The organism is Lutibacter sp. (assembly GCF_040883305.1).
Classification (GTDB): domain Bacteria; phylum Bacteroidota; class Bacteroidia; order Flavobacteriales; family Flavobacteriaceae; genus Lutibacter.
In genome coordinates, this window is the sequence record NZ_JBFLKT010000059.1 from 1 (window position 1) to 12,695 (window position 12,695).

The window sequence follows — 12,695 nt, forward strand, 5'->3', positions numbered from 1 at the left end:
AGGAACACCAGAAGATCTTATAAATTGTAAAGATTCTTTAACAGCGCCTTATTTAGCAGAAAAGTTGAGCAGGTAAGTTTTAGTAACAGGTAGTAGGCAGCAAGTATCTGGTTCTGGTATAAAGTAAAAGTAATTCCATCTTCGAAATCCTGACTTCTCACGTTTCACTTTTGACTTCTCACAAATAATACTTACCCTTCTTTATTCTCAGAATTTTCCGAATTTTCCAGAGTTGTTAATTTACTTTTGGCAAGCACAAAATCTGGAAATAAATTTACAGCACGCATAAAACTTAATTTTGCTTCTGTTTCTTTATTTAGATTAAGTAATATAATTCCTTCTAAATAGGCAATAGCCGCTTTTAAATCTACACTTTGGTTGTAATTTTTATTCACTTGAAAATTAACTTTAATTGTACCAGAATCTTCAAGTAAGTCGGCTCCTTTAATAGATTTATAGGCATCAACAAACTTTTTAGATGCAATTTGTAAACTTGCTAATTTATAAGCGTGAAAATTATTTTTAGTTTTAGATAATAAATTAGAATATACTTCCACAGCTTTTTCTAAAGCACCCATGTTTTCTACAGAAATGGCATTCATTTCTAATAATTCTAAATTATCAGGTTTGTATTTTAAAATATCATTAGTTACTAAAAAACTAGAAATATACTTCGCATCATTAAAATACATGTAAGCTAAACTATCTTTATAAGTACTCTGCTCACCTTCCATTGCAATAATAGAAAACATTGCAGAAGCTGCAGCTCCTTTATCATTATAACTTAATGCTAATTTTATTTTTTGTTGTTGCAATTCTAAATTACTTGAAGTTTGAGCAACAATTGAAGTTGTTATTAATAAGGCAGCTATGTAAATATAATTTTTCATTTTAATGATTTAAATTTCAGTTTGTAAAACTATTAAAATTATTGTTATCAAATGTAAAATTTATCATAAAAGAAGGCTTAAAAACAAAAAAAGGTCTGAAAAACAGACCTTTAATTTTGGGTGGAAGACCGGATTCGAACCGGCGACCCTCGGTACCACAAACCGATGCTCTAACCAACTGAGCTACAACCACCATATTGCGGATGCAAATGTAAAACATTGTATAATTTTATACAAACATTTTTTAAATTAATTTATCTAAATTTTCTATTGCAACATAACGTTCTGTGTTAAAACCTTCTGCATGTTGAGTTCCTATCAATCTACCTAAATCTTGTGCTCTATAAACAATACTATCTAAAAAATTCTTGCTTGAAATTGGCGAACTTGGCTCTGTACTCTTTGGATCGTAAAATTGAGAACTGTATGCTTTTACTGCTGTCAATTTAGTTTCAATAAACCCTGATACATCTACAACAAAATCAGGTTCTATATTTTTCCATTGAATATAATGATAAACTTGTTTAGGTCTCCACGCATCTTGAACTTTACCATTTAATTGCGTTTCAATTTTAACCAAGCCTGATAAAAAACAAGCATCAGATACCAATTTACTACCTTTAGAATGGTCTATATGCCGATCCTCAAAAGCATTGCATAATATAATATTAGGATTGTATTTCCGTATTATTTTAATAATTTCTAGCTGATGTGCTTTATCATTTATAAAAAAACCATCAGAAAAAGCTAAATTTTCTCTTATTTCAACGCCTAAAATAGTTGCTGCATTTTTAGCTTCTTGATCTCTAATTTCAGCTGAACCTCTTGTCCCTAATTCTCCCCGCGTTAAATCTAAGATTCCTACTTTTTTCCCTAAAGAAATCTCTTTAGCTAAGGTTGCTCCACAACCTAGTTCCACATCATCCGGGTGTGCTCCTATAGCTAAAATATCTAATTTTAAAACCATGAATATTTTATTTAAAGCAAATATATAACATTTTTATTTTTGAAAATTTATACCAATTATATCATTGAACTATTTTAATTATTTAAAACCCTCGAAAATGATTTTTTTTGAGTGTTTTTTTGTTAACATTAATTAACATAGTTGTAGCTGCAACTATGTTAATTAATATTATATTTGCGCTAACAAAAAAAATAAAATGTTTTTAGATGCGTCAATTTTTCCATGGATAGGTATCACAGCCAAAATGCACGCTTGTTTTATTAATAAAACATTTAAAGAACATGCTATTGATTTAAGTATAGAACAATTTATAGTTTTAAAAGTTTTAACAAAGAACAATGGCAAACCTCAAAACGATTTAGCCCTAATTACAGAAAGCGATAAAACATCACTATCTCGGCTTATTAGATCAATGGAAAAAAAAGGACTTATTTCTAGAAAATCTATAAAATCTGATAAGAGGGTTAAAACTATTTATTTAACCAATCATGGTAAAAAAACATACTTAACCACCCTACCTCTTTTAAAAAAAACAATTGAAAAATTTCAAAAAGGAATTCCTGATACTGAAATTTTTCAAGCAATTGATACTATTAAAAAAATTCAACTAAATATTTCTAAAGAACATTCATTTAAATTATGAGAAAAATAATTATTACAATTTTAAGCATTTTACTTATTGCCCTATCAATTATTGGTGGTATGGCAATTGCAAACGGCAATAAAAAAGGAAAACCAACCTTTAATAAAATAGTAAGTACTGTTTACACAAATACAATTGAAAACAAAGCTATTCCTGTTATTATAACAGCAAGTGGTAGTTTAACGGCAAAGAATAAAATTGAATTATTTTCAGAAGTTCAAGGTGTTTTAAAACAGACTTCAAAAAACTTCAAAGCAGGAACTCAATTTGTGAAAAATGAAACTATTATAGCCATAAATAGTGACGAGTTTTATGCAAATTTAAAAGCACAAAAAAGTAATCTATTCAATGCTATTACTGCAATAATGCCTGATATTCAATTAGATTATCCCAATGAATATTTAAAATGGAAATCGTATTTAAATAATTTTGATATCAATAAAACTACTCCTAAACTTCCTGAAACAAACTCTGAAAAAGAAAAGTTCTTTATTTCTGGAAGGGGTATTATTACAAGTTATTATAATGTTAAAAACTTAGAAGTTAAACTTGATAAATATACACTAAGAGCTCCTTTTAATGGAATTTTAACTGAAGCCATGGTAACTCAAGGTTCTTTGGTTAGAGCTGGTCAAAAATTAGGAGAATTTATAGATCCTTCTGTTTATGAAATGGAAGTAAATATTAATGAATCAAGTGCTAATTTACTTAAAAAAGGAACTAAAGTAACTATTTACAATCTTAATAAAACCAATAGCTGGGAAGCAACAGTTGTACGAATAAATGGAAAAATTGACCAAGCTACACAAACCGTAAAAACATATTTACAAGTTAAAGGAAATCAACTAAGAGAAGGAATGTATTTAACTGCCGATTTAGAATCAAAATCCATAGAAAATGCCATAGAAATATCTCGAAAATTATTGGTTGATGACACGAAACTGTTTACCGTAAAAGATTCAACTCTAAACTTAGTTTCTGTTAACCCCGTTTATTTTAATGATAATACTGTAATTATACAAGGGCTAGAAGATGGAACAACTATTTTATCCAAACCACTTCCTGGAGCTTATAATGGAATGTTAGTTAAAACAATTAACGAAACTAACAACAAATAGTCTAGTATGAGAAAAGTAATTACCTATTTTATAAAATATCCAGTTGCTGTTAATATTTTTATTATTGCATTTATAATTTTTGGAGTAATTGGAGTGCTTTCAATGAAATCTTCCTTTTTTCCATTATCAGAATCAGACAGAATTAATGTTAGTGTATCCTACCCTGGAGCTTCCCCTGAAGAAATGGAGGAAGGAATTGTCCTAAAAATTGAGGATAATTTAAAAGGTATTGTTGGTGTTGATAGAGTTACCTCTGTTTCAAGAGAAAATGCAGCAACTATAAATATTGAAGTTCAAAAAGGAAAAAATATAGATGTTGTTTTAGCAGATGTGAAAAATGCTGTTGACCGGGTTCCCTCATTTCCTTCCGGAATGGAACCTGCAGTTATTTCAAAAATTGAAAGTGTTAATCAAACCATTTCATTTACTGTAAGTGGCGATAATTTACCATTGGCAACTCTAAAACAATACGGTAGAACCATAGAAAATGATATTAGAGCAATGGAAGGTATTTCTCAAGTATCTTTAACTGGTTTTCCTGCTGAAGAAATTGATATTGCAATTAAAGAGAGTGATTTAAGAGCTTATAATATTTCGTTTCAAGAAGTTGCAAAAGCGGTTTCAAATGCAAATATTTTAATATCAGGTGGAAATATTAAAACAAGTGATGAAGACTATTTAATTAGAGCACGTAATAAAAAATACCAAGGCTTAGAATTGCTAAATATTCCTGTTAAAAGTGATAATTCTGGGAATATTATTAGTTTAAGCGATGTTGCAACTGTAAAAGACACATGGTCAGAAACTCCAGATAGAATTTACTTTAATGGTGAAGTTGCTTTAAATATTTCAATTACAAACACAAACAATGAAGATTTGATAAAATCTGCTGGTATTGTAAACGAATATATTGATAAGTTTAATCAAGAATACACAAACGTAAAAATTAATGTTGCAAGTGATAACTCTGTTACATTAGTTCAAAGAACCGAATTACTTGTAAAAAATGGTATTATAGGTATTTTATTAGTCCTCTTATTTTTATCATTATTTCTAAATCCCAGATTAGCATTTTGGGTAGCGGCAGGATTACCAATTTCGTTTTTTGGTATGTTTATTTTTGCTCCAATGTTAGATATTACAATAAACGTGCTATCGCTTTTTGGAATGATTATAGTAATAGGTATTTTGGTGGATGATGGTATTGTTATAGGTGAAAATATTTACAATCACTACGAAAAAGGAAAAACTCCAATTAGAGCAGCAATAGACGGAACATTAGAAGTTATACCCCCAATTGTTTCTGCAATTATAACAACAATATTGGCTTTTTCTACATTTTACTTTTTAGACGGAAGAATTGGGAAATTTTTTGGCGAAGTTTCTTCAGTAGTTATACTCACGCTAGCCATTTCTTTAATAGAAGCATTAATTATTTTACCTGCACATATTGCACATTCTAAAGCACTGGTTCGTAAGGAAAAAAAGAAAACGAAAATAAATCAAATTTTCTCAGCTATTAATAGTAAATCTGAAAGTTTTTTATTTTTAATTAGAGATAAACTGTATGCTCCATTTTTAAAATTCTTTTTAAGAAATAAAATTGCTGGGTTTGCAATTCCAATAGCATTATTAATTTTTACAATTTTTAGTATTAAAGGAGGTATTATTAAAACCGATTTTTTTCCAAAAATAGCAAGTGATAGAATTGCTATTAATTTAACAATGCCACAAGGTACAAATGAAAAAGTTACAGATTCTATAATCTCTGAAATTGAAAAAGCTGTTTGGTTGGTAAGTGAAGAATATACAGATAAACAATCTGACAATCAGAAAGTTGTTCAAAATGTAATTAAACGTATTGGCCCTGGAACCTCAAATGCTTCATTAACGGTAAATTTATTACCGGGTGAATCTCGAGAGTTTTCTTCGCCTGACATTACAAATTCAATTAGAGAAAAAGCAGGAACTTTTTATGGAACAGAAAGTTTAACCTATGGTTCTGGAGGTCGCTTTGGTGGAAGTCCTGTTGCTGTTTCTCTTTTAGGAAATAATATAAAGGAATTAAAAGCTGCAAAAGAAGAACTTAAAACTGTTTTAAGTCAAAATCCTGAATTAAAAGATATTTCAGATAATGATCCTCAAGGTATTAAAGAAGTGCAAATTAAATTAAAAACCGATGCGTACATATTAGGCTTAAACCTACAAACAGTAATGAGCCAAGTTAGAGCAGGTTTTTTCGGATATCAAGCACAACGTTTTCAGCGTGGACAAGATGAAATTAAGGTTTGGGTACGTTACCTAAAGGAAGACAGATCTTCCATTAAAGATTTAGATAATATGTGGATTACGACACCTACTGGAAACCGCGTTCCTTTTGGAGAAATTGCTACATATACTATTCAAAGAGGTGAAGTTGCAATAAATCACCTAGCCGGAAAAAGAGAAATTCAAGTAAATGCAGATTTAAAAGATCCGGAAGGTAGTGCCGTAGATGCTATTGAAAATATTAAATCTACTGTTATTCCTGAAATTTTATCAAAATACCCAACAGTATCAGCTATTTATGAAGGACAAAATAGAGAAGCTCAAAAAACTTCTAGTTCAGCCGCAAAAACATTTCCTATTATTCTGTTGTTAATTTATATTACAATAGCATTTACATTCAGGTCTTATGATCAGCCTTTATTATTAATGATTATGATTCCTTTTAGTTTAATTGGTGTGGGTTGGGGACATTGGATTCACGGATTCCCAATAAATGTGTTATCTGCATTAGGAATTATTGCTTTAATCGGTATTTTAGTTAACGATGGTTTAGTTCTAATTGGAAAGGTAAATTCAAATTTAAAACAAGGTCTAAAATATGATCAGGCATTATTTAAAGCAGGAATTTCAAGATTTAGAGCAATTTTCTTAACCTCTTTAACCACAATTGCTGGTTTAGCACCACTTTTATTAGAAAAGAGCAGACAAGCACAATTTCTAAAACCAATGGCATTATCAATCTCTTATGGTATTGCAATAGCTACTGTTTTAACATTGGTTGTGTTACCACTATTATTATCTCTTGGTAATTCAGTAAAAGTATTTTTAAAATGGTTAAGAACAGGTGAAAAAGTTACAAAAGAAGAAGTTGAAAGAGCAATTATTGAATCAAATATTAAGGAAGATGAATTATATTAATAAAATAGTAATCATGTTTTTACTTTGTTTTTCAAGCAGTTTTGCTCAAGAAAAACTAACTAAAGAAGACGCCGTTAACCTAGCTTTAGAAAACAATTATGGAATTTTAATTGCAAAAAATAATGTTAAGATTGCTGAAAACAATTCAAGCTTAAATAATAGTGGTTATTTACCTCGAATAACGGCAAATGCAGGTGCTAATTACAATTTAAATGATACTGAAAATACGCTGCAAAACGGAACTGTTTCAGAAAATAATGGCGCTGAATCTAAATCATACAACGCATCAATTGGTTTAAATTATACACTTTTTGATGGTTTAGGGAGATCATACAATTATAAAAGATTAAAAGAGGCTTATAATTTATCTGAATTAGAGGCGCAAACCGTAATTGAAAATTCATTATTACAAATTTTTTCAATTTATTATAATGTAGCACAATTGACTGAAGACAGTAAAAATATTAGTGAAACTTTAAATGTTTCTAAACAACGTTTATTAAGAGCAAATTATGGGTTTGAATATGGTCAAAACACAAAACTTCAAGTATTAAACGCAGAAGTCGATGTTAATAACGATAGTATTAGATATATAAATATGCGACGTTTATTGGCAAATTCTAAAAGAGATTTGAATTTAGCATTAGGAAGAAATGTTAATACAGACTTTTTGGTTGAAACAAACATTGCATTTAATTCAATTTTTGAATTAAATACGCTTTTAGAAAAAGCTAAAAATTACAATATTGAAATGCAAAAAGTTAATAAAAACCTAGAATTAAGTCAATTCGATATTAAAATTAACAAATCTAATTTATTACCAACTTTAAACTTAAATAGTTCTTATGGTTTTAATAAATCTGATAACGATGCCAGTTTTAATTATGCAGAACAATTGTCTCAAGGTTTAAATGCCGGTTTGAGTTTAAATTGGAATTTATTTGATGGCGGAACTACAAAAACACGTATTCAAAATGCAAAGATTTTCGAAGACAACTTAAAAGTACAAAAAGAAAAAGTATTAAATGAATTAGAACGTAACGTAGCAAATGCTTTAGAGGTTTATAACAACGCTCTATTTATATTAAATGCAGAAGAAAAAAATGTTGAAACCAATAAAAACAATTTTTCAAGAACTGAAGAAAAATTTAAGTTAGGACAAGCAACTTCAATTGAGTTTAGACAAGCACAAATAAATCTATTGAACGCACAATCTAATTTAAATGCTGCAAAATACGATGCTAAAAATGCAGAATTAATATTATTGCAACTTTCTGGAGAATTGCTTGATACTAATTTTTAACTAACTTTTATTTACCCTTAAAAGTAAAAAAACACATCAATTTAGATTTAGACCCTATAACCACAATCTGGTTACAGGGTCTAAACATTTATTAACACTATTTTAAAAAGGCACACTTAAATCTCTTTATTTAAAACGAGTCTAATTGTTCAATCCAATAAAACCGTAAAATTATTTACATTTTATTATTTAAAAAAAAATTTTATCAAACACAACACCTTGTAATGAGAATAAAAAAATTTAAAAAAATCTATCTAATTAGCATATGTATTCTTTTTTAAAAGTAACAAACGTTACTTTTTGTTTAAAACAGAAAAATATAATGACATAAGTCATAATATACTTTATAGACTGTGCTTAAATTTGTAGCCATTATAACAAAAAGATTAATATATAAACAAATAATTTAAGATGGAGACGCTACAAGAGGTGAAAACCAGAGTTTACAAGTTTGGAAATAAAACCGCAGACGGTAATAGTACAATGAAAAACCTTTTAGGAGGTAAAGGAGCTAACTTAGCTGAAATGGGATTAATAGGAATACCTGTTCCTCCCGGATTTACAATTACTACAGAAGTTTGTACAGAATACAACAAGTTTGGGCAAGATGCAGTTGTTGCAATGATTACTAAAGAAGTTGAAGATGCTATAGAAAATATAGAAAATATAATGGGATCTAAATTTGGAGACAAAGAAAATCCGTTATTAGTTTCTGTGCGTTCTGGTGCAAGAGTTTCAATGCCAGGTATGATGGATACTGTATTAAACCTAGGTTTAAATGATGAAGTTGTTGTTGGATTGGCTGAAAAATCTGGAAACGAACGTTTCGCTTGGGATTCTTACAGAAGGTTTATTCAAATGTACGGTGATGTTGTTTTAGGAATGAAACCAGAATCAAAAGAAGATATAGATCCTTTTGAAGAAATTATGGAAGCCTTAAAACATAAGCGAAATATTGAACTAGATACAGATTTCACAATTCAAGATTTAAAAGACCTTTGTTATGATTTTAAAGATGCTGTAAAAAAACGTACAGGACATGATTTTCCAACAAACCCTTGGGATCAACTTTGGGGAGCTGTTGTAGCAGTATTTAATAGCTGGAACGGAGACAGAGCAGTATATTATAGAAATATGAACGGTTATCCAAGTGAATGGGGAACTGCTGTAAACGTACAAGCTATGGTTTATGGTAATATGGGAGACAATTCTGGTACTGGAGTTTGTTTTACGCGTGATGCTGGTACTGGTGAAAACCTTTTTAACGGTGAATATTTAATTAATGCACAAGGTGAAGATGTAGTTGCAGGAACAAGAACTCCACAACAAATTACAAAAATAGGTTCTTTACGCTGGGCAGAATTAGCTAAAGTTGAAGAAGCTGAAAGAGCTGAATTATACCCTTCATTAGAAGAATTAATGCCTGCTATTTATAATGAACTAAATGAATATCAACTAAAATTAGAAAATCATTATAAAGATATGCAAGATATGGAGTTTACTATGCAAGATGGTAAACTTTGGATTTTACAAACCAGAAATGGTAAACGTACAGGTTCTGCAATGGTGAAAATTGCAATTGACAAATTAAAAGAAGGTTCCATAACTGAAAAAGAAGCTTTACTTTCTATTGAGCCAAATAAATTAGACGAATTATTACACCCTATTTTTGATCCAAAAGCATTAAAAACTGCAAATGTAATTGCACAAGGATTACCTGCATCGCCTGGGGCTGCAACTGGTCAAATTGTGTTTTTTGCTGATGAGGCTTCTAAATTTAAAACAAGTATTTTAGTTCGTATCGAAACTTCACCTGAAGATTTAGAAGGTATGAATATTGCTAAAGGTATTTTAACTGCTCGTGGTGGTATGACTTCTCACGCAGCTGTTGTTGCACGTGGAATGGGAAAATGTTGTGTTTCTGGTGCAGGTGCGTTAAAAATTAATTACAAAAACAGAACCTTAACAGTTGATGGTCACGAATATCACGAAGGTGATTGGATTTCTTTAAATGGTTCTACTGGAAATATTATTGAAGGAAAAGTTGCAACAATTGAACCTGAATTAAGCGGAGAATTTGCTGAAATTATGGAATTATCAAATAAATTCGCAACAATGGCAGTTAGAACAAATGCCGACTCTCCTAAAGATGCAAAAGTGGCTCGTAGTTTTGGTGCTCAAGGTATAGGTTTAACTAGAACTGAACATATGTTCTTTGAAGTTGACCGAATTAAAGCAATGCGTGAAATGATACTTTCTGATACTGTAAAAGGAAGAAAACAAGCTTTAGATCAATTATTACCAATGCAACGTGAAGATTTTGAAGGAATTTTTGAAGCAATGGCTGGTTTACCTGTAACAGTTCGTTTATTAGATCCACCTTTACATGAGTTTGTTCCTCATGCTTTAGCACAACAAAAAGAGTTAGCTGAAGAAATGCACATTTCATTAGAGGCTGTAAAAAATAAAATTGTTGAGTTAGAAGAATTTAACCCAATGTTAGGCCATAGAGGATGTAGATTAGGTATCACATATCCGGAAATTACAGAAATGCAAGCAAGAGCTATTATTGAAGCTGCCTTAAACTTAAAAGAAAAAGGAATTGAAGCAAAACCAGAAATTATGATTCCATTAATTGGAACTATTGCTGAGTTTGAAAATCAAGAAGCTTTAATTAGAGCAACTGCAAACCAAGTTTTTGAAGAAAGAAATGACTCTATTGAATATTTAGTTGGAACAATGATTGAAATTCCAAGAGCAGCTTTAACAGCAGATTTAATTGCAGCAAAAGCAGATTTCTTCTCATTTGGAACAAATGATTTAACTCAAATGGCATTTGGTTACTCACGTGATGATGCTGGTAAATTTTTACCAATTTATATAGAAAATGGAATTTTAAAAGTAGATCCTTTCGAAGTATTAGATCAAGAAGGAGTTGGTCAATTAGTTAAAATGGGAACTGAAAAAGGTAGAAGTGTAAAACCAAACTTAAAAGTAGGTATTTGCGGTGAGCACGGTGGTGAGCCAAGCTCTGTAGAATTCTGTTACAATACTGGGATGAATTACGTAAGTTGTTCTCCATATAGAGTGCCAATTGCTAGAATTGCTTCGGCGCAAGCAGCAATAAAAAAACAAGCATAGTATAGTTTTTAGTTAGTAGATAAAAGAAGCTGTTTCAAAATATTGAAACAGCTTCTTCTTTTTGTTAAAATAATTATTAAAATGCTTTATTACTTTTCCCAATAGGAAGAGAACTCGTTGCATAATTAAATTTAATGTTGATTCATCTAAAATATTCAACTTTCTAAACTTTTCAACTAATTATGCTATCTTCGTTCTATGATAAAAATTAGTATAATTGGTGTTGGTAATGTTGGGTATCATTTAACAGCTATTTTATTAAAATCAAAAAATATTGAACTAATTGAGGTTTATAACAGAACGATTGATAAAATTCAGTATTTAAAAAACGTTACCTCAATAACAACTAATTTAAATCAATTAAAAGAGGCTGATATTTATATAATTTGTGTTGCTGATGATGCTATTGTAGAAGTTTCAGAAAAGCTGAATTTCAACAATAAATTAGTTGTTCACACTTCTGGAAGTGTGGCAATGGAAGAATTAAAATGCAACGCAAACAAAGGGGTTTTTTACTTGCTTCAATCTTTTTCAAAAGATAAAAAAATTGATTTTTCCAACATACCAATTTGTATAGAGGCCACTTCTAAAGCAGATTTAGAATTACTGAAAAATTTGGCTAAAACTATTTCAAAAAACTGTTATAAAATTAATTCTGAACAACGTAAAAATTTACATGTAGCAGCCGTTTTTGTCAATAATTTTGTAAATCATTTATATTTTATTGGCAATCAAATTTGCAAAGATAATAACATTCCTTTTGAAATTTTACACCCTATAATTAAAGAAACTGCTTTAAAAATTGAAACTTTAAGTCCTTTTGATGCTCAAACGGGTCCTGCAAAGAGAAATGACTCTAAAACATTAAAAAAACACGAAGCAATGTTAACTAAAAATCAAAAAGAAATTTATAAATTGCTCACCCAATCTATTTACAACACTTATGGAAAAAAGTTATAAAGAAATAATGCCACAAATTAACACCTTTATTTTCGATGTTGATGGTGTTTTAACCAATGGTATTATTACCATAACTACAAACGGAGAATTGATTAGGAATATGAGTATTAAGGACGGTTATGCGCTTAAAACTGCTGTGGATACTGGGTATAATGTATGCATTATTTCTGGAGGAAGTAATGAAGGTGTTCGTAAGCGTTTAGAAGGTTTAGGAATCACCGATATTTATTTGGGAACACATACTAAAACCATTCAATTAGAAGACTATTTCACTAAAAACAATATCAATCCTGAAAACGTGTTATATATGGGTGATGATATTCCGGATTTTCCTGTTATGAAAATGGTAGGATTACCTTGTTGTCCAAAAGACGCAGTTCCTGAAATTCAAGATATTTCAAAATATATTTCACAAAAAAGAGGAGGAACTGGTTGTGTGCGCGACGTTATTGAACAGGTTTTAAAAGTTCAGGGAAAATGGATGCAA

The 12,695-nt window shown here is 29.9% G+C and carries 9 protein-coding genes and 1 tRNA gene; 7 read left to right on the forward strand and 3 right to left on the reverse strand.

Annotated features, from left to right (window positions below):
* Nucleotides 1-191 precede the first annotated feature (191 nt).
* The 3 genes from AB1Z17_RS01765 to bshB1 form a co-directional block, all read right to left on the reverse strand.
* Nucleotides 192-890 carry a hypothetical protein gene (locus tag AB1Z17_RS01765; protein WP_368050074.1) on the reverse strand — a complete coding sequence of 233 codons (699 nt, stop codon included), beginning with the start codon at nucleotides 888-890 and terminating at the stop codon, nucleotides 192-194.
* A 118-nt stretch (nucleotides 891-1,008) separates the two neighbouring features.
* A tRNA-His gene (locus AB1Z17_RS01770) sits at nucleotides 1,009-1,084 on the reverse strand.
* A 50-nt stretch (nucleotides 1,085-1,134) separates the two neighbouring features.
* Nucleotides 1,135-1,857 (reverse strand): bacillithiol biosynthesis deacetylase BshB1, encoded by a 723-nt coding sequence (bshB1, locus tag AB1Z17_RS01775; protein WP_368050075.1) that lies wholly within the window; start codon nucleotides 1,855-1,857, stop codon nucleotides 1,135-1,137.
* A gap of 196 nt (nucleotides 1,858-2,053) precedes the next feature.
* Here bshB1 and AB1Z17_RS01780 point away from each other — a divergent pair, with 196 nt between their 5' ends.
* From AB1Z17_RS01780 to AB1Z17_RS01810, 7 genes are all read left to right on the forward strand, one after another.
* Nucleotides 2,054-2,500: a MarR family winged helix-turn-helix transcriptional regulator gene (locus AB1Z17_RS01780; RefSeq protein WP_368050076.1), complete on the forward strand. Its 447-nt coding sequence runs from the start codon at nucleotides 2,054-2,056 to the stop codon at nucleotides 2,498-2,500.
* Nucleotides 2,497-3,618 (forward strand): efflux RND transporter periplasmic adaptor subunit, encoded by a 1,122-nt coding sequence (locus AB1Z17_RS01785; protein WP_368050077.1) that lies wholly within the window; start codon nucleotides 2,497-2,499, stop codon nucleotides 3,616-3,618. Before AB1Z17_RS01780 ends, AB1Z17_RS01785 begins: the two co-directional genes overlap by 4 nt.
* A 6-nt stretch (nucleotides 3,619-3,624) precedes the next feature.
* Entirely contained in the window at nucleotides 3,625-6,804 is a 3,180-nt protein-coding gene (locus AB1Z17_RS01790) for an efflux RND transporter permease subunit (protein ID WP_368050078.1), read from the forward strand.
* On the forward strand, nucleotides 6,791-8,107 hold the full coding sequence (locus tag AB1Z17_RS01795; protein WP_368050079.1) for a TolC family protein: 1,317 nt from the start codon (nucleotides 6,791-6,793) through the stop codon (nucleotides 8,105-8,107). Before AB1Z17_RS01790 ends, AB1Z17_RS01795 begins: the two co-directional genes overlap by 14 nt.
* A 411-nt stretch (nucleotides 8,108-8,518) precedes the next feature.
* On the forward strand, nucleotides 8,519-11,248 hold the full coding sequence (ppdK, locus tag AB1Z17_RS01800; protein ID WP_368050080.1) for a pyruvate, phosphate dikinase: 2,730 nt from the start codon (nucleotides 8,519-8,521) through the stop codon (nucleotides 11,246-11,248).
* Nucleotides 11,249-11,446: 198 nt separating this feature from the next.
* Complete coding sequence (locus AB1Z17_RS01805; RefSeq protein WP_368050081.1) at nucleotides 11,447-12,208, forward strand: Rossmann-like and DUF2520 domain-containing protein; 762 nt, start codon at nucleotides 11,447-11,449, stop codon at nucleotides 12,206-12,208.
* The coding region (locus tag AB1Z17_RS01810; RefSeq protein WP_368050082.1) for a KdsC family phosphatase at nucleotides 12,192-12,695 on the forward strand (504 nt) is incomplete at its 3' end. The genes AB1Z17_RS01805 and AB1Z17_RS01810, both read left to right, overlap by 17 nt.